The sequence below is a fragment of the Blautia liquoris genome, assembly GCF_015159595.1.
GTDB classification, from domain to species: domain Bacteria; phylum Bacillota; class Clostridia; order Lachnospirales; family Lachnospiraceae; genus Novisyntrophococcus; species Novisyntrophococcus liquoris.
This window is the reverse complement of record NZ_CP063304.1, coordinates 2,935,417-2,957,304: the sequence shown is the minus strand read 5'-3', so window position 1 is coordinate 2,957,304 and position 21,888 is coordinate 2,935,417. Positions and strand designations below refer to the sequence as shown.

At 42.4% G+C, this 21,888-nt stretch carries 27 protein-coding genes and 6 tRNA genes; 27 read left to right on the top strand and 6 right to left on the bottom strand.

The genetic code is table 11. The annotated features are described in order from the left end of the window. Positions 1-3: 3 nt before the first annotated feature. Complete coding sequence (locus INP51_RS13345; RefSeq protein ID WP_193735312.1) at positions 4-1,620, bottom strand: response regulator transcription factor; 1,617 nt, start codon at positions 1,618-1,620, stop codon at positions 4-6. Positions 1,621-1,857: 237 nt separating this feature from the next. Here INP51_RS13345 and INP51_RS13340 point away from each other — a divergent pair, with 237 nt between their 5' ends. The 6 genes from INP51_RS13340 to INP51_RS13315 are packed head-to-tail and all read left to right on the top strand — an operon-like array spanning position 1,858 to position 8,998. Then, positions 1,858-3,297, top strand: coding sequence for an ABC transporter substrate-binding protein (locus tag INP51_RS13340; RefSeq protein ID WP_193735311.1), 1,440 nt, complete (start codon positions 1,858-1,860; stop codon positions 3,295-3,297). 2 nt (positions 3,298-3,299) lie between these two features. Beyond that, on the top strand, positions 3,300-4,205 hold the full coding sequence (locus tag INP51_RS13335) for a carbohydrate ABC transporter permease (protein WP_230406810.1): 906 nt from the start codon (positions 3,300-3,302) through the stop codon (positions 4,203-4,205). Positions 4,206-4,224: 19 nt separating this feature from the next. Beyond that, positions 4,225-5,091: a carbohydrate ABC transporter permease gene (locus INP51_RS13330; RefSeq protein WP_193735310.1), complete on the top strand. Its 867-nt coding sequence runs from the start codon at positions 4,225-4,227 to the stop codon at positions 5,089-5,091. Further along, positions 5,088-7,556, top strand: coding sequence for a hypothetical protein (locus tag INP51_RS13325; RefSeq protein ID WP_193735309.1), 2,469 nt, complete (start codon positions 5,088-5,090; stop codon positions 7,554-7,556). The genes INP51_RS13330 and INP51_RS13325 overlap by 4 nt, the downstream gene beginning before the upstream one ends. Before the next feature lie 15 nt (positions 7,557-7,571). Then, the gene (locus INP51_RS13320; protein WP_193735308.1) at positions 7,572-7,892 is read left to right on the top strand and encodes a cupin domain-containing protein; all 321 of its coding nucleotides are present in this window, start codon (positions 7,572-7,574) and stop codon (positions 7,890-7,892) included. Then, a complete protein-coding gene (locus INP51_RS13315; protein ID WP_230406809.1) occupies positions 7,889-8,998 on the top strand; it encodes a carbohydrate kinase family protein in 1,110 nt (369 codons plus the stop codon). Before INP51_RS13320 ends, INP51_RS13315 begins: the two co-directional genes overlap by 4 nt. A 78-nt stretch (positions 8,999-9,076) precedes the next feature. Here the strand turns inward: INP51_RS13315 and INP51_RS13310 are convergent, their stop codons facing one another. Beyond that, entirely contained in the window at positions 9,077-9,457 is a 381-nt protein-coding gene (locus tag INP51_RS13310) for a DUF3783 domain-containing protein (protein ID WP_193735307.1), read from the bottom strand. Positions 9,458-9,782: 325 nt separating this feature from the next. Here INP51_RS13310 and INP51_RS13305 point away from each other — a divergent pair. The 6 genes from INP51_RS13305 (at position 9,783) to INP51_RS13280 (ending at position 10,285) form a co-directional block, all read left to right on the top strand. Continuing rightward, a tRNA-Glu gene (locus tag INP51_RS13305) sits at positions 9,783-9,854 on the top strand. A gap of 11 nt (positions 9,855-9,865) precedes the next feature. After that, a tRNA-Thr gene (locus tag INP51_RS13300) sits at positions 9,866-9,938 on the top strand. A 5-nt stretch (positions 9,939-9,943) separates the two neighbouring features. After that, a tRNA-Ile gene (locus tag INP51_RS13295) sits at positions 9,944-10,017 on the top strand. 28 nt (positions 10,018-10,045) lie between these two features. Next, a tRNA-Asp gene (locus INP51_RS13290) sits at positions 10,046-10,119 on the top strand. Positions 10,120-10,123: 4 nt separating this feature from the next. Then, positions 10,124-10,196, top strand: a tRNA-Val gene (locus INP51_RS13285). 3 nt (positions 10,197-10,199) lie between these two features. Next, positions 10,200-10,285: transfer RNA gene (locus tag INP51_RS13280), tRNA-Leu, on the top strand. 78 nt (positions 10,286-10,363) lie between these two features. Here INP51_RS13280 and INP51_RS13275 read toward each other — a convergent pair. The 4 genes from INP51_RS13275 to INP51_RS13260 all read right to left on the bottom strand — a co-directional run bounded on the left by INP51_RS13275 (position 10,364) and on the right by INP51_RS13260 (position 13,562). After that, positions 10,364-11,479, bottom strand: coding sequence for a tyrosine-type recombinase/integrase (locus INP51_RS13275; protein ID WP_193735306.1), 1,116 nt, complete (start codon positions 11,477-11,479; stop codon positions 10,364-10,366). A 161-nt stretch (positions 11,480-11,640) separates the two neighbouring features. Further along, complete coding sequence (locus INP51_RS13270) at positions 11,641-12,657, bottom strand: HNH endonuclease (protein ID WP_193735305.1); 1,017 nt, start codon at positions 12,655-12,657, stop codon at positions 11,641-11,643. A gap of 36 nt (positions 12,658-12,693) precedes the next feature. After that, entirely contained in the window at positions 12,694-13,065 is a 372-nt protein-coding gene (locus INP51_RS13265; RefSeq protein WP_193735304.1) for an ImmA/IrrE family metallo-endopeptidase, read from the bottom strand. A gap of 74 nt (positions 13,066-13,139) precedes the next feature. Then, the gene (locus INP51_RS13260; RefSeq protein ID WP_193735303.1) at positions 13,140-13,562 is read right to left on the bottom strand and encodes a helix-turn-helix domain-containing protein; all 423 of its coding nucleotides are present in this window, start codon (positions 13,560-13,562) and stop codon (positions 13,140-13,142) included. A 222-nt stretch (positions 13,563-13,784) separates the two neighbouring features. Here INP51_RS13260 and INP51_RS13255 point away from each other — a divergent pair, with 222 nt between their 5' ends. From INP51_RS13255 to INP51_RS13185, 15 genes are all read left to right on the top strand, one after another. Further along, positions 13,785-13,979: a helix-turn-helix domain-containing protein gene (locus INP51_RS13255; RefSeq protein WP_193735302.1), complete on the top strand. Its 195-nt coding sequence runs from the start codon at positions 13,785-13,787 to the stop codon at positions 13,977-13,979. Next, on the top strand, positions 13,976-14,314 hold the full coding sequence (locus tag INP51_RS13250; RefSeq protein WP_193735301.1) for a hypothetical protein: 339 nt from the start codon (positions 13,976-13,978) through the stop codon (positions 14,312-14,314). The genes INP51_RS13255 and INP51_RS13250 overlap by 4 nt, the downstream gene beginning before the upstream one ends. A gap of 2 nt (positions 14,315-14,316) precedes the next feature. Further along, a complete protein-coding gene (locus tag INP51_RS13245) occupies positions 14,317-14,475 on the top strand; it encodes a hypothetical protein (protein ID WP_193735300.1) in 159 nt (52 codons plus the stop codon). Further along, positions 14,472-14,747 carry a hypothetical protein gene (locus INP51_RS13240; RefSeq protein ID WP_193735299.1) on the top strand — a complete coding sequence of 92 codons (276 nt, stop codon included), beginning with the start codon at positions 14,472-14,474 and terminating at the stop codon, positions 14,745-14,747. The genes INP51_RS13245 and INP51_RS13240 overlap by 4 nt, the downstream gene beginning before the upstream one ends. Before the next feature lie 6 nt (positions 14,748-14,753). Then, positions 14,754-15,416, top strand: a complete 663-nt coding sequence (locus tag INP51_RS13235; RefSeq protein ID WP_193735298.1) for a YqaJ viral recombinase family nuclease — start codon at positions 14,754-14,756, stop codon at positions 15,414-15,416. Positions 15,417-15,425: 9 nt separating this feature from the next. Further along, positions 15,426-16,322 (top strand): DUF1351 domain-containing protein, encoded by an 897-nt coding sequence (locus tag INP51_RS13230; protein WP_193735297.1) that lies wholly within the window; start codon positions 15,426-15,428, stop codon positions 16,320-16,322. 3 nt (positions 16,323-16,325) lie between these two features. Further along, positions 16,326-17,297 (top strand): recombinase RecT, encoded by a 972-nt coding sequence (locus INP51_RS13225; protein WP_193735296.1) that lies wholly within the window; start codon positions 16,326-16,328, stop codon positions 17,295-17,297. A gap of 100 nt (positions 17,298-17,397) precedes the next feature. Continuing rightward, entirely contained in the window at positions 17,398-17,820 is a 423-nt protein-coding gene (locus INP51_RS13220; RefSeq protein ID WP_193735295.1) for a hypothetical protein, read from the top strand. A gap of 13 nt (positions 17,821-17,833) precedes the next feature. Next, positions 17,834-18,565, top strand: coding sequence for a hypothetical protein (locus INP51_RS13215; RefSeq protein WP_193735294.1), 732 nt, complete (start codon positions 17,834-17,836; stop codon positions 18,563-18,565). A gap of 50 nt (positions 18,566-18,615) precedes the next feature. After that, entirely contained in the window at positions 18,616-18,933 is a 318-nt protein-coding gene (locus INP51_RS13210; protein WP_193735293.1) for a putative PDDEXK endonuclease, read from the top strand. 28 nt (positions 18,934-18,961) lie between these two features. Further along, positions 18,962-19,834, top strand: a complete 873-nt coding sequence (locus INP51_RS13205) for a DUF4373 domain-containing protein (RefSeq protein WP_193735292.1) — start codon at positions 18,962-18,964, stop codon at positions 19,832-19,834. 12 nt (positions 19,835-19,846) lie between these two features. Next, on the top strand, positions 19,847-20,407 hold the full coding sequence (locus INP51_RS13200; protein ID WP_193735291.1) for a hypothetical protein: 561 nt from the start codon (positions 19,847-19,849) through the stop codon (positions 20,405-20,407). Between the two features lie 12 nt (positions 20,408-20,419). Next, positions 20,420-21,133, top strand: a complete 714-nt coding sequence (locus INP51_RS13195) for a Rha family transcriptional regulator (protein ID WP_193735290.1) — start codon at positions 20,420-20,422, stop codon at positions 21,131-21,133. Continuing rightward, the gene (locus INP51_RS13190; RefSeq protein ID WP_193735289.1) at positions 21,134-21,577 is read left to right on the top strand and encodes a hypothetical protein; all 444 of its coding nucleotides are present in this window, start codon (positions 21,134-21,136) and stop codon (positions 21,575-21,577) included. Beyond that, the gene (locus INP51_RS13185) at positions 21,574-21,876 is read left to right on the top strand and encodes a hypothetical protein (protein WP_193735288.1); all 303 of its coding nucleotides are present in this window, start codon (positions 21,574-21,576) and stop codon (positions 21,874-21,876) included. The genes INP51_RS13190 and INP51_RS13185 overlap by 4 nt, the downstream gene beginning before the upstream one ends. Positions 21,877-21,888 lie beyond the last annotated feature (12 nt).

Here is a 21,888-nt window from a genome sequence, read left to right as displayed (position 1 = left end):
AATTTACCTCTTTGCTTTGTTTCCTTCCCTTTCCTGGAATGCGGAAGGAGATATGCCGTTGATATTTTTGAAAGCTCTGGAAAAAGAACGCGAATCTCCATATCCCAACTCATAAGCGATATCATTGATGGCAGAATCAGGATCCATAAGCCGCAGACGGGCGTATTCCATCTTTTTCCACAGGAGGTAGGTCCTGAAATTGACATTTGTCTTATTCTTAAAATAGATTGCAAAATACGAAGGACTTAAGTGAACCTGTTTTGCGATATCCTGAACTTTCAGCTGCTGGTGGATATTCTGGCTGATATAGCAAATGGCTGTCTTGATAATCTTATCATCTGTATTTTCAACGACATCATCCCTGGAGAATACGGCCGGCAGGATCTTGGAATATCCATAGACAGAGTCTATATAGTTGGAAAGTTCCGTAAAAGATTTGACCATCCACTGCCGGATCAGACTCAGTTGTCTGAACTGGTAGAGTTCATTGGCATCTGCAGTTCTGGGAAGTTCCCGCTTGGTAAAAGAGGACAACTCATTCTCCACCAGATGGAAAAATGCATAGCATAAGCTGAAAACATAGTTTGGAGGCGGCATTGGAACATAGAGCAGCTTTTCGACAAACTGATCACAGTAACTTTCGATTCCGTCAAGATCCTTTTTTACAATTGCCTGAACCAAAGGGAGATAGTCAATATCGGACAGCGTGATTTTCGGAGGAACGGTGCAGATGATCTCATAGGTGAAGATCCGACAGTCCCTGTCGTAAAGCTCGTAGGTCAAAGCCATCAATGCACGGTTGTAAGAGTAGGAACATTCGGACAAACCGGAGACGGTATCCCCAACTCCGATTCTGGGCATAGGAAGATCCTTTTCCGTGATCAGATTCAGACATTTCATCGCACTTTGAAGAGGCGTTGTGTTGGAGGTATTGAAAATGGCGATGATCTTGTGATCATCATACTTCCAGAATTTCTGTCTCTCGAAACGAAAGTGACTGTTTAATTCATAGATTGTTTTGTCAAGCTTTGACTGCGGCAGATCCGACTCATAAGATAAGGCCAGAACATAACAAAAAGAGTCTGCCAGTTTCAGTCCGGAAGCCAGAAGAATCTGATGAATACTGCCAGATTCCAAAACCTTACCGTCTATTATATTTCTGAGAAAAGTGATGTTTTGACTTTCCGAATAAACAAGTTTTCCTTTTGACCCATCTGCTTCTCTGCTTCTGATCCGCTTTGAGCAGATGCGAAATAATTCATTATAGAATTCATCGGTATTTAAAGGCTTTAATAAATATGCTTTTGCCCCAAGACGAATTGCCGATTTTGCATAAGAAAAATCGTCATATCCGCTTAATATGATGAAATCTGTGGTCATCTGTGCATCTTTCGCCGCCTGTATCACTTCAAGTCCGCTCATCTGGGGCATCCGGATATCAATGATGGCGATATCCGGTTCATTTTCTATGATAAGCTTTAGGGCATCTTTTCCATTAGACGCCAGAGCGATAACATCGATATGAAACTGAGCCCAGTTGATGGAATCCTTTAATCCGTTTAAGAGTGAAGGCTCGTCATCCACGATAATGGCTGTAAAAAGCAAATTGTTTTCTGACATGATTTTCTCCTGCTATTGTTTGGGAAAGCCTGGTAAAGGTGAGTGTTTGCAAGTGCCTATTATAGCTTTGAAGTGAGAAATAGTCAAGATACTGAACGTATTCAAAAGTCGAAATGAGGAATAATCCGGCAAATCGCATAGAATGTGTTACTCGAATAATAGAAAGTGTGGTTTTTGCGCAGAATAAAACATGGTAAGATTTGAGCAACATGAAAATAACTTTAATGGAGGAAGAATATGAAAAAGAGAGTACTCACTGTCCTGCTGTCCGCTGTGATGGCGCTGACGATGACTGGCTGCGGCGGCACTAAGACAGACGAATCAGGAAAGAGTTCAGATTCAAAAGAAAACAGCAGTGCCATTAGCGGCCAATCAACAGAAAAGGTGACGAAAGGCAAGGCACCAAAAGGAGCAAAAACCATCGAGGTATGGTCAGAAGACAGACATGATCTGGATTATATTGAATCCATGATTGACAACTACAATAAGACAAATGAAGATGGAATTTTTATCAACCTGACGATCATCTCTGATGACTATGAGAACATGGTCAAACTTGCAATTGACAGTGGAACAGCCCCTGATATCGTGGGAGCGAATGCATTTCCGCTGTTCAAATTCATCGACAATGATCTGTTCGTGCCTCTCAACGACTATATAGATGCCGATCAGGAATATCAGAAGGTAAATGAACCCTACGAGCACTCTTATGAAGGAGCAAATGCTCATGACGGCAAGATTTATCATGTTTACAGTGGTATGAGATCCGGTGTTCGTGTGGAATACAATAAAGATCTGCTTGCAAAAGACGGTTATGACGAGATTCCTGCCAAACTTTCTGATTATATAGATATGGCGAAAGACGTCACAGAAAAAGGAAATGGAGATGTCTACGGAATTGGATTTACTTCTGCATCACCGTTTGAAAGACTCCTCGAGATGTCTGCACAGGTATCCGGAATCTACTATTATGATTATACAAAAGGGAAATTTGATTTCAGCGGATATAAAGAGATTCTGGAACAGGGTAAACGCTTTATGACCGAGAATATAGCATACCCGGATCAGCAGGGTGTCGACAATATGAGAGCTCTCTTTGCACAGGGAAAATTCGCTTTGTGGAGCAATGCTTCCCAAGAAGCAGGGGTCTTTACACAGCAGATTCCAATTGATAAGTTCGAATGGGGCGTTGCACAAGTTCCTTCTCTGACAGGAGAGATCAAAGGTGCCCTGCAGACAACACCGTCGAAATCCTATGCAATTCTTTCTTCTTCGAAACAGAAAGATCTGGCATGGAAAGTCATTTCGTATTTTCAGTCGGAAGAGTTTACAAAAGGCTACTTAGAGAAAGGCTATTGTCTCCCAATTACAGACTATATGGACGGGATCATCGACAAGAGCAAAACCGGAAGACTTGCAGACTTTTCAATGCTTGATTATGAATCCGTATATCCGACGGTTCCCAATGTCAATCTGACCGGAGATGACTACAGAACGGTTCTCTGGAATGCAGTTATGGGATATGTAGAGATTGATGATGCAATCAAAGATCTTAATACCCGCTATAACGAAGCTTTGGATGCTGATGTGAAGGCAGGAAATTCCAAGAGACTGGTGATCTCAGATTACGACCCAATGCATCCGGATAAAGGTACTGTAAGCTATAAGGAGAAATAATTTTGAAAAAAAGAAAAAAATTCACGAAGGATAGTTTTGTCTCTGGTGCGATGCTGACTCCTGCACTTGTGCTCTTATGTATCTGTTCTATCTATCCATTCTTGTGGATGTTCCGGTATATCAATTATGATTATAACGGGTTCACTGCTACCTATACAGGCAGCAGGAACTTTGTCCGGATGCTGCATGATACGACTTTCTGGCAGAGTGTGGGACATACCTTTGAATATGCATTTTACAAGATCATCTTTATCATTCCGTTGTCACTGATTGTCGCAGTCGTGCTGAATTCACGGTTGAAGGGAAGAAATATTCTCCGAAGCATCTATTTTATGCCGACGATTATCAGTACGGCGATATCTGGCATGATATTCGCATTTATCTTTGCGACGCAAAATGGGATTTTGAATGAAGTGTTAAAAAGTATGCATCTCATCAAACAGCCGATCCAGTGGATCAGCAGCCAGGACCATGTGATGGCGGCCATAACAATCATGGCACTCTGGGGCGGTTTTGGTAACTATATGTTGTATTTTACAACCGGAATGAGCGGAATATCGGAAGATGTCTATGAGTCAGTAAAGATTGATGGTGCGAATGGAATTCAGACTTTCTTCCATATTACACTGCCGATGCTCTCACCGGTGCTGAAGATTATTCTTATGCTGGCGATCACGAGTGCCTTCAAAGATTATGAGGCAATTATGGTATTATCTCAGGGAGGACCTGGAAACAGATCTATGGTAATGTTCCTGTATATCTATAACCTGATCTTTGGTGGTCAGGGGACATCAAGTCAGCCTCAGATAGGATATGGAGCTCTGTTAAGTCTGGTTGCAGCAGTGATTGTAGGTGCTGTGACAATCGTATATCTGAGAATTTCCAGGAAACTTGATGATGTGATGTAATGCAGAAGGGATGAATAAGATGTCAAACGATCACGCTGTATATTCCACGAAAAGCAAAATAGTACACGGAATCATATGGATTTTGATGGCACTTCTGGCGCTTGTCACGATCTTCCCTGTATTATATATCGTGTTAGGATCTTTTAAAGAGAATGCGGAACTGCTTGTCGGCGGTTCCAATATTTTCCCGACCAAATGGGTATTTACAAATTATATCGACGCATGGAGACAGGCGAACTTTGCCGTGTATACGATGAACAGTGTGTTTCTGGCACTGGGTGTCATGGTTCTGTCACTGGTCAGTTCAACCATGGCCGGCTATGTCTTCTCAAGGAGAAAATTTAAGGGAAAGGAACTCCTTTACAACCTGTTTGTCATGTTTATGTTTATCAATGTGGGTTCTGTATCACTTCGTCCTTTGTTCGAACTCGCTGTAAAAGTGAAGATGAATCAGAGTCTTTGGTCTGTTATCATCATCTCTGCCGGAACTGGGCAGGCTACTTATATCTTCTTATGCAGGGGATTCATGGCATCCCTTCCCATGGAGTTAGATGAAGCGGCAAAGATCGACGGATGCACATTCTTCCAGACATTTCGTATGGTAATCATGCCTCTTTTAAAGCCGGCGATGGCTACCATTGCGCTGCTCTCCTTCCGGCAGGGATGGAATGAATATATCATTCCCCTTGTATTTACCATGACAAATGATAAATTGAGACCTTTGACGGTCGGTGTCAATATGCTGAAAAACGCGGGTGACGGGACAGCAGCATGGAATATTATGTTCGCCGGTGCTACCATAGCAATCATACCAATGCTGTTGATCTACTGTTTCTTCAGCAGATACTTTATGAATGGCATGACGGCGGGAGCCGTCAAAGGATGAGAAAGGAATACAAAATTATGTGTTATGACTGGGGACTAAGCAGGGACGGTTTTATCAGGCATTATATGATAGCCGGTCCGGGAGTGGAAGATTACGAGTCCGATATCAGTGATTCAAACCAGCTTGATCTGGAGGGAAGACTGCGGTCTCTTATTGTTACGGAGAAAGCTCAAAAGATTAAGACAGCGGTAAAGATGGGGCAGCCGGCCGAGAATGGTAAAGTCTGGAGACCCTGTTATTCTTATGAAAATGATTTTGTCGATGTGTCTGCCTTTTACTCGACATTGCAGAAAGTAACTTTTGATGCTGCCACAGCACTATATATAAAAGAGGATACCAAAGTGAATGCTGTTCTCTGGACGTATATGGCTGTAGGGGTGTACTGCAATGGCGAGCTGATTGCAGAGGAGAAAAAACCGGCATACAAGCCGATCCGAAAAAAGAAGTTCACGATTCCTTTAAAAAAAGGTAAAAATATATTATACTTTACATGTGATAACCTTGGAGTGAGAGACACGAGAAATATCCTCGGGGTGCAGATATTGGATCGTCGAGACGAGATCCGTGTGCAGATGCCGGATGACACCTGCCAAAACGTGATATATGAGATGGAGAGCTTCTTGGATCAGCTGAAAATAGAGGAGGATCATTTGATTCTGCCATCGGAGGCACCGCAGAAGACATCGATTGCTTTTCATCCTATAAGCCCGGACTATCAGATTATGAAACAGCCGCTCAGATGGCAAGACATTTCTGGGAGGAGCACGGATTTGCCCTTAAAAGAAGCTGTTCTTATGACAGTGAAATGTGAACTGGACGGATTCGCTCTGTCCCGAGATCTGGAATTCACGGATCGAGTCAAACCGGAATATACATCAGAGGATGCATCTGCCACAGATCATTACTTTGAGATTGCCAAAAGAATTGCACAAGTAGACAGCTTAAACCGTGGTTCTTTTGGCTTTGCCATCAGCAATCTCCTCGCCCGGAAGTACACACAGACAGAGAGGCAGACCGATCGGGATCTTTTGTTTGAAACTCTAGATTTGATTGAAAAGAGAGTGGACTGTGCGGATTTTCTTGTGTGTGGTCTGTTAAGATACATGCATAATTATGAGCTCGATGAAGAACTTTCAAAGCGTGCAAAAGATGTGCTCCTTCATTACAGATACTGGATGAATATGGAAGGCACGGATGCGATGTGCTTTTGGAGTGAAAACCATTCCCTCATGTTTTATATGTCGGCGATGGATGCGGGAGATTTCTATCCTGGCGATTACTTTACCCGGGCAAAGATGACGGGAAGGGAACTGTCTGCTTATGGAAAGAAGAAAGTGAAACAGTGGCTTGCGGACGTTGAGACATATGGTTTTGAAGAATTTTTAAGCAACACCTACATGTGTGTCACATTTGCGGTATTGCTAAATGTCATCGACTATACAGAACCGGAGATGTCCCAAAAAGCGACAAGTATCGCGGATCAGTTATTACTTATGCTGAGTGAGCAGACATTCAAAGGATGTGTGATAGCACCCATGGGCCGGGCATATCGTGAAGTCATCTACCCTTTTTCTCAGGGAACCCAGTCGATCATCAATCTGATAGACCCCGCCGCACCTTATTCCTACGGAGAAGGATGGCTTGCATTTCTCGCAACCAGCAAGTATAAGATTCCGGAAGGCCTTCCTGAGAAAATGAACGAGAACTTGGAAACTGCGTATGAATCTGGCAATGCGAAGATTTATCTGGAGAAAAATGAAGATTATATTCTCACCAGTGTGGCGTCTCCCAGAGAAGCGGACTACAAGAGGTGGAATAATGTCCATGTTCACCGGGATGCAGATACTGATCTGGATTCTCAGGAGTACACAAAATCCATGAACGAATGTTTTCACGGCACTAGCAATTTTGGGCCTGGTGTTTATGGATATCAGCAGCATCTGTGGTACGCCGCACTCGATCCGGAGGCAGTCCTTTTTGTCAATCATCCGGGCTCGACAACAGAAGACAGTGAGCTGCGGCCGGGATACTGGCATGGTAATGGCGTGATGCCTGCTTTGCTGCAGACACATGGAACGCTGGGTGCAATTTATGCAATTCCTTCAGAATACCCGGTGAATTTTACGCATGTATACTGTCCAAGAGGGCGATATGAAAAGACGAAAGTAGAAAAACACTGGATCTTTATGAAAAAAGGAAGTGGCTATCTGGCGCTCTGGTCCAGCGGAGAACTCATTCCTTATCATGACAGAATCTTCAACTGTGAGTTTCGTGTATATGAAAAAACCAATGCTTATCTTTGTATCTGCGGAAAAAGCAAAGATTATGCGTCCTTCGAAGATTTTATTCATGATGTCAAGGGCAGGAAACCAGAATTTAATTCCGGGAACTTGTCGCTGCACGATAAGAACGGATACCATCTGCAGTATGTGAAAGCAGAAGATGATACACAGTATATTGATTAGAAGAGGAGAATGAAGATGTTTGTATATAATAAAGAAGTAACGGCAACAGACTGCGAGCCTGGCGTAACGAGAAAGGTTCTGGCATACACCGATGAGATTATGATGTGTGAGCTTCACTTTGAAAAAGGAGCAAAAGGCAACTGGCACTCTCATCCACATCATCAGATCACCTATATTGCAAAAGGAAGCTTTGAGTTTACAATTGGCGATGAGACAAAGGTGGTAAGCAAAGGGGACAGCGTATATATGCCTCAGAATGTTGGACATGGTGTGACATGCGTGGAAGAAGGCATGCTTGTCGATGTTTTCAGCCCCATGAGGAAAGACTTCCTATGATGAACCCCGATAGGGCCGAATCCGAATGTTTGCAGGGTTTCGGCCTAAAGGACCTGCCTTCAAGAAAAGAAGAGATAAGATCAAAAAAGCTGATTGTGGGGTACGATGGCTTTATCGATACGACGGTGCGTCCGATTAAGCGGACGGCGACAGATACGGCACCAGCACAGATGTTTGACGATATCGCGGAGTTTGGAAGTTTTCTGACCAGCAAAGCGGGGATGAGTTGTTCTGTGGAATTAGAGGTGGAGTCGCGTCATCCGGGCGGAAATATGCCTTATCTTTTAACATGTGCCGGGACGCTGGGGCTTGATGTGACTGGAATCGGTATGATGGGAGACGGCGGTCATGTAGATGAACTTTTCTCTGGTCTGCCCGGAAAACTGTATTCCTTTGCACCTTCGGCTGACTCGACCTGTATGGAGTTTCGTGACGGAAAAGTTCTGCTTGCTCCATCGTATACCTTAAATGACGATGGCTGGAAACTAGTCATGGAAGCCACAAAAAATCAGGCACCTGCATGGATCCGGGAGTCGGATCTTCTGGCACTGGTAAACTGGAGTGAGCTTTCATTCTCCCATCGGCTGTGGGAGAATACGTATGAACATACTTTGGCAGAGGCAGTGGCAGACAAGGACAAATATGTGTTCTTTGATCTCTGTGATATTGCAAGAAAGACAGACGATGAGATCAGAGGAGTCCTAGAGCTAATCGCCCGCTTTTCAACAAAACGAACAACAATCTTGAGTGCCAATGAAAATGAAATATTGCTGCTTGGACGTGCTGTGACTCTCAAAACGAAGTCGTTGGAAGAGATCGGCCGTGAACTTTGTAAACAGTATAAGATGGATGAGATCTTGATCCACACACGCATGGAAAGCCTGCTGATCACCAATCAGGGAGTATGCAGGAAGAGCAGTATTTTCGTAGAGCACCCTGTTATATCCACGGGTGCAGGTGATCACTTCAATGCGGCATCCTGTCTGGCTGCAGTGATGCGTCTGGACGAAGAACAGCGTCTGGAATTTGCCAATCAGGTGACAAGTCTGTACATTCGTACCGGAAAAACACCTTCTCTGGAACAGGCAGTAAAGAATCAGACGTAAACTTTTGACGAATAAAACAGGGATCAGCTGCGTTGACACTCGTGCAGCAGATCCCTGTTTTAATGATTCATTTGCTGTTTACTTATTTTGATGCAGTGCTTCATGCTCACGGTTTAGTTCTTCAAAGCACGCAAGCGGAGTCCAGCCGATATTCGTCGGCGTCAGAATCGCCTTATGCGCAATCGTCACCTTGGCATTGCGCAGTCCCTGAAGCATGAGATTCAGCTTATTATCCGCAATACCGGCGAAGATAAGCATCGGGGAATCTAATTCCCCGCCCGCATAAGGCTCCGGCTTAGAATCTTCTTCCTCTGACAGGCCAAGGATTGTTCCAAGTGTCTTATTATAGTCTGACAGAAGCACTTTTTTCAATCTGACATGGTAGGGAAAAAGCGTCTGCTCAAGCTTCAGTTTCATTGCTTTATCGGTTAAATTAAATACTAAAACAGTTTCTTTCATAACAATCTCCTTTTGACACTCCCCGCAGCTAAAGCAGGGAGATTCTTGTTTCAGCCACTACTGCATCGCTGATACTTTCCTACGCTGTTTATTTCGGTTATTGAAACCTTATTTGAATTATACAATATGGTTTTATCTTATACAAGTACATTTGTTCCATTTTCAATTTACACTCAATTTACACTTTAATAGAATTTTGTGAAAAAAGCTTGCAAATTGGATCTGGATATGATATTATAAATTTCGGTCACTTAAGTTGAAAAAGGATATATAACATATTACACAACAGTCAACATCTGACCAGACCATTCACTTGGTTACTTGCGGCTCCGTGGTCAAGCGGTTAAGACATCGCCCTTTCACGGCGGTATCACGAGTTCGAATCTCGTCGGAGTCATTTTTCACAGTGCCGATGTGGCTCAATTGGCAGAGCAGCTGATTTGTAATCAGCAGGTTATCGGTTCGAGTCCGATCATCGGCTTATGTGGACCTTTAGCTCAGTTGGTTAGAGCAACCGGCTCATAACCGGTCGGTCCTGGGTTCGAGTCCCCGAAGGTCCACTAATTTTTCTAAATATTGTTTTTGTTTGGCCCAGTGGCTCAGTTGGTTAGAGCGTCGCCCTGTCACGGCGAAGGTCGTCGGTTCGAGTCCGATCTGGGTCGTTTTGGAATCTTAGCTCAGCTGGGAGAGCATCTGCCTTACAAGCAGAGGGTCATAGGTTCGAGCCCTATAGGTTCCATCCGCCGGCGTGGCGGAACAGGCAGACGCCCGGGACTTAAAATCCCGTGGGTAGCGATACCCGTACCGGTTCGATTCCGGTCGCCGGCATTTAATCATATCCCGTAAGCCTTGTATATTCAAGGTTTGCGGGTTTTTCCTTTTCAAAATGGGGCAGAAATGGGGCAATTATAATATTTTAATGCCAGATACCATCTCATTATCACGCTCTTTCAGTTTCTTTGTTACATGGAAATACACGTCCCTTGTGACTTTACTGTCTTCGTGCCCCAGGCGCCTGGAGATCACATCTAAAGGCACGCCCTGCTCCGCAAAGAGAGATGTATGAGTGTGGCGTAAGATATGTGGCGTTATTTTCCTGCCGATCGAGCGTATCGCATTCTCTTTCAGATATTTCCGGTATGCGTCGTAATGCAGGTAATCTCCCTTTGTATCGCATAGAAACATTCTAGGCATATTATATCCATTAATTAGCTTCTGTTGCAGCATAACCTGCCTGAGGCCCTTGATCACGGGCATTATTTCGTCCTGCATGTAGACATCTCGTGTGGACGTAAATGTCTTAGGCGGCGTTACGATCCTATGGTTAGCGTCAAATGTTTTCGTCACATGGACTAATCTGTTTTCCATATCCACATCTTTCAGATTTAATGCGGCCATTTCCCCAAACCTAAGGCCGGAGAGAGCAAGAAACTCTGTTATTCCCCTCCAGGCTGGTATCTTCATTTCGCGCAGCAGTGTTTTTAATTCCTCGGACTCCAAAAACTTATCTTGAATTTTCTCTCGATGAGAAACATCCGGAAACGGTTCGATCTTATCCAGAAACGCAATTTCATTATTAGATAGAAACTCGTTATGGTAGCCCCAGCGTATCAGAGCCTTAAAGCGTGTTAGTTTTTCATTAAGGCTGCCATTGTCTAGTCCGGTAGCTTTAAATTTATTTTTCACATACCGGGATGTCATGTGACCCACGATCACGTTTTCCCCGAGTATTCGCATTAATGTGTTGCAGATATAATAGTTACGTCCATAGGTGGATTCTTTTATCTCTCCTTTCTGCCCCTTCCTGTACTCTTCTACGAGCTCTTTTAAGGTATATTCATGATTCTCCGCTGACTTACATTTCTCCGCTATACGAGCATCCAGCGTCCTCTGGGCGTCCTTCCTGCTCTTCGCAGTGTTCTTTTCGATGGTAATGGACACTTTCTTCTGCTTACCTGTCAGGTAATCTGTGTAGCGTTCTACTGCTCTGTATTTACCATTTTGTAATTCTTCAACCCACATGTTTCATCTTCCTTTCTATTTTTGGGTATAAAAATAGCCCCCAGTCAAACGTGTGTTTGCGTTGACCGATTGCCCCGAAGATGATACAATATTATTTGATCAAATGCATATCTTCGGGATATGTCAGCCGCTTAGTGTTCCAGCACTGGGCGGCTTTTTAATTAGATTTTTGCACCTTTACTGCGGTTGCAACGCCAACAAAGTGTTTGCAGATTATCTTCTGTGGTTAAACCTCCCTTAGAAACTGGTACGATATGGTCAATTTCGAGTAGAAGGTTTGGCTCTTGCTGAATAGATGCGCCGCACTGTTTGCAAGTGAATGCATCACGTTCTTTGATATGTTGTCGGAGTTTGCTTGTCATAAGAGCTCGCTGACCGGCGATGCTTTTGTTAAATTTGATTTTTTCAGACAGAAACAAAACAAATCTATTTAGATTATCAACATCCATGACAACATCACAATGAGTGGAGGCATTGCCACCAGAACTAACATATTTAAAGATATACTTTGGAAAATAGGCCGTGCTCATGTCTATCTGTTCAAATCCAAGATTCCGTTCTAACTTTTTTTTACTGAACTTTTTTATAAGAGTAGGAATATCAGCCGTAATACTGTCAAGAATTTTATCTTTTTCAGCCTGTAGGTGCCTTTTGCCTTCTTCCGCAGCTTCGATATTATTTAAAGCATTTTCAAAAGTTGAAAGAGTTTCTTCCGTCGCTTTTATACCGAAGTATTTACAAACATATTCGAAAGGTTTCTTTCGCGCATTATCGCAAACAGTTCGAGAACAATTGTGGACGTTTGGAGCATATTTTTGATCTTTCAGATGTTTCCTTTGGAAGTTCCATTTACTGGAATCCTGATAGGATGCATCTCCGTAATCTGTTCTAGCAGATAGTAGACCTGTATGCTTTAAATTTTCAATATGGCTGTTCAATTCGTTACAATCGTTAATGTAATTGTTTATACTTTGCTTTATTTCCATAAATGCGGAACTTCTGTAATAATAAAATTCGTATGCCTTCCAAACAGCAAGCGCAATGGCAAGGAATATAAAAAGTGGCCACATTACACTAAATAAGTATACGATCAGCGCAATAACGATTATCCATATAATAAACTGCATATCTAATTTCCTTTCTTCTTTAGATTTCTGTTGTACTTTGCGATATAGCATTTTAGAATTTCGCCCTCGATCTTTTAGGCAAAACTTTCAGGATGGCCCTCCTTTTAACCTTAATTCAATCATCTCTTTTGTATACCCAAAGTATCTAGCTAACTGATTCGTTGTATCACATTGACACTCAACCAAATCATCATTTGTTATTAAAAAATACATTGCGAAGGTATTAGCTTCAATTTCTAGACGGTTTGTAGACATAAATGTGCAGTCTCGTAAAAATGGAGTATTTGCATCCGGATGATAAATGCTATGCCCTAATTCATGTGCACAGGTGAATCTTTTCAAATGTGAATCAAGATTGCTATTTATATGAATCTGTTTAATCCGTAGAAACTTATTATAATATCCATTAATAGATCCTAAATCTTCAAATAGTAGAATCGTACCCATAGCTTTTGCCATTTCAAAAGGGCTTGTTGTATGATATTTCTTTTGCAGATAGATAACGTCCTCCCCAATAGCCACCCCGTCTCACCTCACTTACGGTATTTTTTTGGCGTAAATTTCTTTTTTGCATTAATCTTGGCTATTCTCAAACTATTTTCAAGACTAATTTTAAGTAATTCACGAGTCTCATCATCTAATGGTTCGCCACTGAAAGCAAGCGCAGTCTGGCCATTCTCCAGATCTTCAAGCGTATCTTGTAACCTTTTAGCGATATCTTTTTCATCTTTTGCATTAAGCCTTGTCTCATTATTTTCTGATTCTTTTTTGCCAGTCATGAGATAATCTACAGAGACATGCAAGAAATCAGCTATCTGTTGGACTTTGTCTGCACTTGGCATGTTTTTATTGAATTTATTAATTGAACTTCTGGCAAAGCCCAATTCTTTCTCTAACCGATTTATTGAATAACCTTTTTCTTTTGCAATGTCTCTTATTTGTTCATATAGCCCCATTTTTATATACCTCAAAATTTTGCGCAACTAATACTTGACATACGTAAAATATTGTGTATAATAATAATTAAGAGTTGCGCAATATTTCACGAATGCCATGTTTGCGATTGTATTCTATTTAATTGTTGTTGGCACTTCTGATTGTAGAATATTTTACGTAATATGTCAATAGTATATCGTGATTTTGCGTAACTAAATTTAAAAGATAAGGAGGGAAAAGATTTGTACGCACGAATTAAAACTCTGTGTGAAAAAAAGGGGATCTCTATTGCATTTCTTGAAAGAGAATTAGAATTGCCACGAGGCAGTATTTACAAATGGGGGAAAAACGAGCCAGGAGTAATCAAAGTACAAAAGGTAGCGAATTATTTTAAGGTTACTATGGAAGATTTATTGAAGAAAAAGGAGTGTGAATGAACGGATTAAATAATTGTACATACATAGAACAGGTCAGAGGATATCCGTATATGTCCGTAAAACAGGTTGCAAAAGAAATGGACTGTAGCACAAGAACGGTATTCAGCCGAATCCAAGGCATTAAGAGTGAGGTCAAAAAAGGCAGATACAACGATTATGCAGTGCTGGAGTCTGATCGGAGTCCAAGAGTTAACTTCTATGTGTATATCGACTATGAAAAGTACTGGAAGCTACTTGAGGACAAGAATCAAAGAAAATATGTTCCCACGTTTCGGCCGGATCAGATCGCAAAGATCTGCGGATTCCGTCAAAAACTTGTGACAATGGAGGAATAACCATGATTAAGAATTTTGTGATTTCGGTCCTGATTGCTCTCCTGATTCAGCCGCATTGGACCAATGTAAATTCCTTTTTTGATGCAGTTATATGTTTCAGTATTACATTCGAATTTGCATTTGTCGTAATTACAGATTTGGAAGAGGGGAGAAAAGCATGAAAGGTAAATGGGAAGTAACAGCACAGTTTATAGCCGACACGCAGATGTATGCGGTGTACAGGCTTAGGGATGTAGACGCAGTAGATCACTCCGGCAACAGGGAATACGCAGGAGGGTATGTGACAGATCGGGCGGAAGCAGAGTTCGTAGCGGAGCGTTTAAATGCAGAAGACGAAGAAAAAGGTCCTGAGAGCGGCAACCCTCAGGACCAAAAGACTAAAAACATCACTTCTATTATAGGATACAATGAAGCATTTGACAATGGAGAATAGGACCGTATGGAAGAAAGATACACCATAATCGATACAAAAGATCATGATGCCTGGCTAAAAGCCCGTACCTTTGGAATTGGTGGATCCGATGCTGCAGCTGTCCTGGGACTTACTCCATACAAGACAAACACAGAATTGTATGAGGAGAAGACAGGGCAGTGGACTCCGGAAGATATTTCGGACAAACCCTATGTCAAGTATGGCACTATGGCAGAACCGCTGATCCGGGAACTGTTTTCATTGGATTATCCGGAATATAAAGTTGAGTATCATGAGAACAGAATATTGAGAAGTAACAAATATCCCTTTATGCAAGCTTCACTGGACGGAGAACTTACTGATCAGGATGGCCGCCGGGGTATTTTGGAGATTAAAACCAGCAACATCAGGAACGGAAGAATGTTTGACAAATGGAAAGAGCGAATACCGGATAACTACTACATACAGGTTTTACATTACTTACTTGTTACTGGTTATCAATTTGTAGTCCTGCGAGCCCACTTGAGAACAGACTGGGGCGGCGCAGGTCGGCAGACATCGGTCCGGCATTATTTTATCGAACGTTCAGAGGTTACGGACGATCTGGACATGCTCCTGGAAGTGGAGCAGAGGTTTTGGAACTGTGTGGAGAGCGGTAGGAAACCGCCACTGATATTACCAGAAATTTAGGAGGATTATATGGAACTGAGAATTATGAGTCCACAGGAAAATGACTTTATAAAAGAAATCCAGTGGAATAATGAGGAACTGAAGCAGGAAATTACCGCAACAATGCAGGAATACAAGAGCCTGGCTTTTACAGAGGAGAATATTAAGGACGCAAAAGCAGACCGAGCAAAGCTGAACAAGCTGCGAACAGCCTTTGAGGATGAGCGTAAGAAGATCAAGAAACAGTGCATGGAACCATACACCAAGTTCGAAAAACAGGTAAAAGAAATCGTTTCATTGATAGATGAACCCATTGCTTTAATTGATTCACAGATCAAAGAAGTTGACGACCAGAAGAAAGCTCAAAAGCAGAAAGATATTGAAGAGTTGTTTGGATCCCTTGGTTTTCAAAACTTTGTTACTCTGGATAAAATATTTGACCCGAAATGGCTAAATGCATCAGTGGCGATGTCAAAGATTGAGGAGCAGATGAAGAGCCAGATGTTTCAGATCGGACATGAGCTTGAAACAATCCGGAAGCTTCCGGAATTTGCTTTTGAAGCAAAGGAGCTATATAAGAAAACACTGGACATGAATCAGGCAATCCAGGAAGGCCAGAGGCTGGCAGAGATACAGAAACGGAAGCTTGCTTATGAAACAGAACAGAAAGCCAAGGAGGAAGAGCTCAAGCGTCAAACGGAACTGAGACAGAAAGAGACAGCAACACAGAAAGCTCAGGAAAAATCGAAATCGGTTACAGAATCAAAGAAAGAAGACAATTCAGAGAATTCTCCGGAGTCTCAGCAGGATCAGAAGACAGATCCAATCATGAGCATTGATTTCAGAGCATGGGGCACAAGAGAACAGCTGATGGGGATCCGTCAGTACATGTTAGATAACAACATCAAATTTGGAAAGGTGGAGTAGAACATGGCAGTAGGAAACAGTTTGGCCAACAGGCCAAAGAAGATGGGCATGACCGCATATCTGACTACGGATGCGGTAAAGAAACAGATCAACAGTGTGGTAGGTGGGAAGAATGGGACACGCTTTATTTCCAGTATTGTATCAGCAGTACAGACCACTCCAGCGCTTCAGGAGTGTACGAACCCCAGTATCTTATCAGCAGCACTTCTGGGAGAGGCATTAAACCTTTCCCCTTCCCCACAGCTGGGGCAATTTTACATGGTGCCATACAATAACCGCAAAACCGGGCAGAAGGAAGCACAGTTTCAACTTGGATATAAAGGGTATCTGCAATTGGCCGAGAGATCCGGATACTACAAGAAGCTGAATGTTCTGGAAATCAAAGATGGAGAGCTGATCCGGTATGATCCCTTGGAAGAAGAAATTGAGGTGGATCTGATCGAGGATGATGTGGTTCGTGAGGAAATGCCAACTATCGGATACTATGCGATGTTCGAGTATGCGAACGGGTTTCGAAAGACGATGTACTGGTCAAAGAAAAAGATGCTGGCACATGCGGACCGCTACAGCCAGGCATTCCACCTAAACGCCGTAGAGAACAGCAATCCAAAGCGCAGCAGGGTTTCCTTTGAAGATTTCGAGAACGGGAATTTTCCAAAAGGTGATGAATGGAAGTATTCATCGTTCTGGTACCAGGACTTTGATGGAATGGCAAAGAAAACGATGTTGAGACAATTGATCAGTAAATGGGGCATTATGAGTATTGATCTCCAGAACGCATTTGAAAAGGATATGGCAGTGATCAAAGATGATGGGCAGCCTGATTACGTCGACAATGAACCACAGGATGATGTGGTAGAAGATCAGGAATACAAGGAATCAGAGCCGCAGGAAGCACAGAAACAGTCCGTACAGACACCACAGGGAGAAAATCAGAGACAGCAGGTAAGCATGGAAGACGCGTTCTTTGGTTGATTCAGACTCGTAATTGATCTTTAAGATCATTCTTTATATATCATGGAAAATACACTTATGTCTGCCGGATCACGAGTGCCGGCAGGCGGAAAGGAGTTTTATGAAACATATTAATATGGAGAACTTCGCAGGAGGAGCTTTTACAACACAAATTAATCGTGAATTAAAGAAAGTGACCGAGAACATTCAGGATCCAAATACGGATGCTACTGCGAAACGCAAAATTACAGTTGTAATCGAATTTAAACCAAATGATGATAGAAACTTTGTTACCACGGGAGTACAGGCAAAAGCCACGCTTGCACCGGCTCTGGGTGCTGTCACTGCGATAAGTATGGGACGTGATATCAAGACGGGAGAAGTGGAAGCTGTTGAAATTGGGAGTCAGATCCCTGGGCAGATGTCAATTGAAGATGTCGAATCGGATCAGACAGAAGATGTTAAAAAGGTGGATCTATCTACGGGTGAGATCTATGAAACAACCAGTGACGTTATTAATTTGAGAGATAGAAAACAAGCATAGGAGGATAAGAAAGATGATTAAAGAAGCAATGGAGTATGTGGCAAAGTTAAAAGAAATGTCGATGGATCCAAAGGTAGTTGAAATTAACGAAAAAACTTATTGTAATAAGGATTTGATTCGCTATGATGAGGAGCCAATGGCTAGAGGGATTTGTTCCAATACACTCTCAGGCTTGATTGACTATATTAAGAATTGCAGCTTTGAGTTACGGGATCGCATGATTATACATGTACAAGGTCCGGCAAGAGTAGAATTATACTCCTGTCTTACAAAAGAGCGGAGGAGAGAATGCCTGTTTGAATGCGGTGCGATGCTTCCTGGATTTAAATTTGACCAGTGGTATGATCAGGAACGTTTTCTAATTGAAGCCCAGGCGAACTTTGAAATGGCCGGAGATATGAATATTATTTTACAGGTTGCCGGCAACGTAGAATCCAATGCAACAGCAAACTATGGAGACGATGGCGTCAGCCAGAAAACCACGATCCATCAAGGTATTGCTTCGAAAGCTGATGTTATCGTTCCTAACCCAGTGACTCTTGTCCCTTATCGAACCTTCCTGGAGGTTGAGCAGCCTTCCAGCCAGTTTGTTTTTCGGATAAAAGATCAGAATGGACAACCAGTTTTTAAGATCGTAGAAGCAGAAGGCGGTCTCTGGAAGAATGAGGCTATGCAGAACATCAAAACTTACTTTGAAGAACGGATCCCAGAAGATTTAAAGAAGAGAATCACGATTATTGCATAAACATTGTTTCCCTGCTTCCTTTGGGTGGCAGGGAATTGAAAGGAAATAACATGAACAGTCGAAATAAAGGTGCAAAAGGAGAACGAGAATTATCTAATATACTAAAAGAAAAAGGATTCACAGACTGCCGCAGAGGGCAGCAGTATTGTGGAAGCAACGGTGACGCTGATGTAGTAGGCCTGCAAGGCATACATATCGAGTGTAAGAGAGTTCAAAAGCTGAATCTTGAAAATGCTATGCAGCAGGCAATCAACGATGCAAGAGAAGATGAGATCCCCGCAGTATTTCATAGGCAGGACCGGAAAAAATGGAAGGTAACCCTTCTGCTGGATGATTTCGTTACATTGTACAAGAAAGCTCAGCATTAAGGATTGAATTGAAAGTAGGTGGTCACAAGTGGGACGAGGTGCCCCGAACAAAAAAGGACTGGACTACTTTCCGAAGATGACAAACTTTTACGAAGATGACAAGATATTCGACCTGATGGATGAATATGGCCCGCTGGGAGTCACGATCTATGATGTGATCCTGACCATCGTTTACAGCCAGGGCTATTATGCCGAACTATCTGAAGCCAAGCTGTCAAGAATGGTCACTCGTAAAATAGGTAATAGATGGATAAAGAATCAAAAGGTTGTCGTGCAAGTGATACATTATTGTGCGGATTTAGGACTTATAGATAAGGACCTCCTGCAGCGAGATGTTATCACCTCTGAAGGAATTCAAAAACGTTATCAGAAGATAGCTCTGAAGCTGATGAAGAGACAACTCTATAGTGATCAGTATTGGATCCTCGAAAAAAAGAAAAAGGGCGATCCTGTATTAAATTCACCTAAAAATCGAATTACTTCGGAAGAAAATCAAATTAATTCCGAATTAAATCGAATAACTTCGGAAAGAAGCACCCTAAAAGAAAAAGAAACTAAAGAAGATATATATATGGCTCCGCCGGACAGCTATTTTGAGGATAAGAAGTTGAATGATGCTTTCAAGCTTTATCTGGCTGTCAGAAAGAACAATGGTACTACACTTTGTAAAGAGCAGATTCAGTTATTAAAGAATGAATTACTTGGGTTGACTGACAACCCGGAAGAGCAGATTGCAATCGTCAATAAGGCAGCACTCAAAGGATGGAAGGAATTTTATCCACCTACAAAGAAGAAAAAGTCATCCGGAAAGAAGCAGCCATCAAAAAATAATAAATTCAATAACTTTCATCAGCGAGACTATGACTATGAAAAATTGGAGTCTCAGTTGTTGAACAAATAGGGGATGCAGATAATGAAAAAAAAAGACGAGAGAAAAGAACTCGAAATGAAATGCATCAATGAGTACGAACATTGGAGAAATCTATATAGATATGGTGGACAAGATCCCCTTTATGAAGATGGTATCAATTTAGATCTCACTCGGAATCATATTATCAGTTATAAAAGGGACATGGAAAAACTTGATTATTTTCCTGAGATCTATAACAAGGAACTTCCGCCTGAGATTGATAGCAAATATATGGCAAGGGCAGATGAGATTAGAGCGCATGCAAAAAAGTCTTTTGAGATCTATAAGGCAGATGAAAATTACCAGTTTCTTGTTAAGCACCGTAATGATATTTCAAGTAACGATGCCCGTGATATAAGATTGACAAATGTAATTAACTATGTGGATGGACTGTTGATGTTTATCCTTAGCGATGACCTGGTGGGGATGCGTAGGCATGAACGTCCACAGATTTATCAGGAGTCATTTATAAAATGCCGTGAAGAGTTAGAGAAACTGCTGACAAAAGAAAAGTCGGAAGAGCCTGAGAAACTAGGCCAGCTTAGTATTTTTGATTTTATTTAGGAGGAAAAGATTATGGTTAAGAGATTAGAGAGCAAATATATTGACAGCCGAGAAGTGGCTGAAATGGTAGGAAAAGAACATAGCAAACTGATGCGGGATATAAGGAATTACACTGATCAATTTAACCAGTCCAATATTGGATTCGTTGATTTCTTCGCTGCTTCGTCGTATACAGATGGAAAAGGTGAAGAGCGTCCGTGCTACAGGATCACGAAGAAAGGTTGTGAATTTATAGCACATAAATTGACCGGAATCAAAGGTACAGAGTTCACGGCTAAGTACATCGATCGTTTCCATGAGATGGAGGATACAATATCGCACGGATTTGACCTCTCACAGCTATCTCCGGAGCTTCAGGCTATATTTGCCCATGACAAGAAGATTCAGCTGGTTATGGGCCACATGGAGACACATGAGCGGCGGATTGATCACCTGGAAAATACAATGACCATTGATTATGGTCAACAGAAGGCTATCAACGACAAACATCACTGTGTAGGCATTGAGGCAATGGGAGGCAAACGTTCCGCAGCATATAAGAACAGAAAGCTCAGAGACAGGGTATTCCGTACGATCTGGAGGGATTACAAGGATTACTTTGAGATCGCGTCGTATAAAGATACTCCTACAACTCAGTTTGATGAAGCTATTGAGTACCTGGGAACATGGGCCCCTGATACAAATCTGAAAATGGAGATATGGAAGAATAACAGGGAGGTGGCGTAAATGGGACGATTGATAGAATGTGATGATCAGGGCAACTGGAGATTAAAGGGCTTGCAGTGGAAAGATCTGCATGTGGGGGAAGCACTATCCGAGCACACAAGACAGAGGATATATGGTGCGTTGTGCAAGCTAAAGGATTATGAGGATACGGATCTTAGCCCGGAAGAGGTAGAACGGTTAAATGAATGGGACGGGAGCCAGGCGGTGCAGGCAACAGTGAAATTACAGGCGGAGAAACGGAAGCATAGGTGGACTCCAGTGTCGGAGATGCTTCCACCTGAGGACAAGATAATGCTTGTGTCTTGCAAGACGAAAAAGGGGCTCAAATCTGTTAATCGCGCTTATTATAGTGCCGGGTGTTGGCATGGGTCCGGAAGCATGAGTGGGGTTGTAGCGTGGATGCAACTACCAGATCCATATAGACCAGAGGAGGAAGAGCAATGAAATGGATATCAACAGACGAGCGGATCCCGAACACTGGAGAAAGAGTACTTGCAAAGATCAGGCACCATGCGTGGGTATCGGATTTTGATTCGCTTTTACCCGATGACCAAAAGGGATACCATGAGGAGTATGTAGAAATCTGCGAGGCAGTCTTCTTAGATGGAGAATGGACCTACAGGGATGGGGATTGCGAGTATGAAGTTGTAAGTTGTACATGGAACGGCGTGGAGATCCTGTCAGAACCAAGAGATGAAGTAATTGCATGGGTGCCTATGTGGCGTGCAACATATAACATATAAGGGGGATGAGCA

What these genes read in the sequence shown, in the direction of transcription:
- INP51_RS13245 (WP_193735300.1), top strand. Translation starts at nt 14,317, where the DNA reads ATGATTAAGAATTTTGTGATTTCGGTCCTGATTGCTCTCCTGATTCAG.
- INP51_RS13240 (WP_193735299.1), top strand. Translation starts at nt 14,472, where the DNA reads ATGAAAGGTAAATGGGAAGTAACAGCACAGTTTATAGCCGACACGCAG.
- INP51_RS13345 (WP_193735312.1), bottom strand. Translation starts at nt 1,620, where the DNA reads ATGTCAGAAAACAATTTGCTTTTTACAGCCATTATCGTGGATGACGAG.
- INP51_RS13200 (WP_193735291.1), top strand. Translation starts at nt 19,847, where the DNA reads ATGAAAAAAAAAGACGAGAGAAAAGAACTCGAAATGAAATGCATCAAT.
- INP51_RS13225 (WP_193735296.1), top strand. Translation starts at nt 16,326, where the DNA reads ATGGCAGTAGGAAACAGTTTGGCCAACAGGCCAAAGAAGATGGGCATG.
- INP51_RS13185 (WP_193735288.1), top strand. Translation starts at nt 21,574, where the DNA reads ATGAAATGGATATCAACAGACGAGCGGATCCCGAACACTGGAGAAAGA.
- INP51_RS13270 (WP_193735305.1), bottom strand. Translation starts at nt 12,657, where the DNA reads ATGCTATATCGCAAAGTACAACAGAAATCTAAAGAAGAAAGGAAATTA.
- INP51_RS13230 (WP_193735297.1), top strand. Translation starts at nt 15,426, where the DNA reads ATGGAACTGAGAATTATGAGTCCACAGGAAAATGACTTTATAAAAGAA.
- INP51_RS13315 (WP_230406809.1), top strand. Translation starts at nt 7,889, where the DNA reads ATGATGAACCCCGATAGGGCCGAATCCGAATGTTTGCAGGGTTTCGGC.
- INP51_RS13325 (WP_193735309.1), top strand. Translation starts at nt 5,088, where the DNA reads ATGAGAAAGGAATACAAAATTATGTGTTATGACTGGGGACTAAGCAGG.
- INP51_RS13340 (WP_193735311.1), top strand. Translation starts at nt 1,858, where the DNA reads ATGAAAAAGAGAGTACTCACTGTCCTGCTGTCCGCTGTGATGGCGCTG.
- INP51_RS13265 (WP_193735304.1), bottom strand. Translation starts at nt 13,065, where the DNA reads ATGGCAAAAGCTATGGGTACGATTCTACTATTTGAAGATTTAGGATCT.
- INP51_RS13210 (WP_193735293.1), top strand. Translation starts at nt 18,616, where the DNA reads ATGAACAGTCGAAATAAAGGTGCAAAAGGAGAACGAGAATTATCTAAT.
- INP51_RS13275 (WP_193735306.1), bottom strand. Translation starts at nt 11,479, where the DNA reads ATGTGGGTTGAAGAATTACAAAATGGTAAATACAGAGCAGTAGAACGC.
- INP51_RS13260 (WP_193735303.1), bottom strand. Translation starts at nt 13,562, where the DNA reads ATGGGGCTATATGAACAAATAAGAGACATTGCAAAAGAAAAAGGTTAT.
- INP51_RS13310 (WP_193735307.1), bottom strand. Translation starts at nt 9,457, where the DNA reads ATGAAAGAAACTGTTTTAGTATTTAATTTAACCGATAAAGCAATGAAA.
- INP51_RS13320 (WP_193735308.1), top strand. Translation starts at nt 7,572, where the DNA reads ATGTTTGTATATAATAAAGAAGTAACGGCAACAGACTGCGAGCCTGGC.
- INP51_RS13190 (WP_193735289.1), top strand. Translation starts at nt 21,134, where the DNA reads ATGGGACGATTGATAGAATGTGATGATCAGGGCAACTGGAGATTAAAG.
- INP51_RS13330 (WP_193735310.1), top strand. Translation starts at nt 4,225, where the DNA reads ATGTCAAACGATCACGCTGTATATTCCACGAAAAGCAAAATAGTACAC.
- INP51_RS13195 (WP_193735290.1), top strand. Translation starts at nt 20,420, where the DNA reads ATGGTTAAGAGATTAGAGAGCAAATATATTGACAGCCGAGAAGTGGCT.
- INP51_RS13235 (WP_193735298.1), top strand. Translation starts at nt 14,754, where the DNA reads ATGGAAGAAAGATACACCATAATCGATACAAAAGATCATGATGCCTGG.
- INP51_RS13215 (WP_193735294.1), top strand. Translation starts at nt 17,834, where the DNA reads ATGATTAAAGAAGCAATGGAGTATGTGGCAAAGTTAAAAGAAATGTCG.
- INP51_RS13220 (WP_193735295.1), top strand. Translation starts at nt 17,398, where the DNA reads ATGAAACATATTAATATGGAGAACTTCGCAGGAGGAGCTTTTACAACA.
- INP51_RS13250 (WP_193735301.1), top strand. Translation starts at nt 13,976, where the DNA reads ATGAACGGATTAAATAATTGTACATACATAGAACAGGTCAGAGGATAT.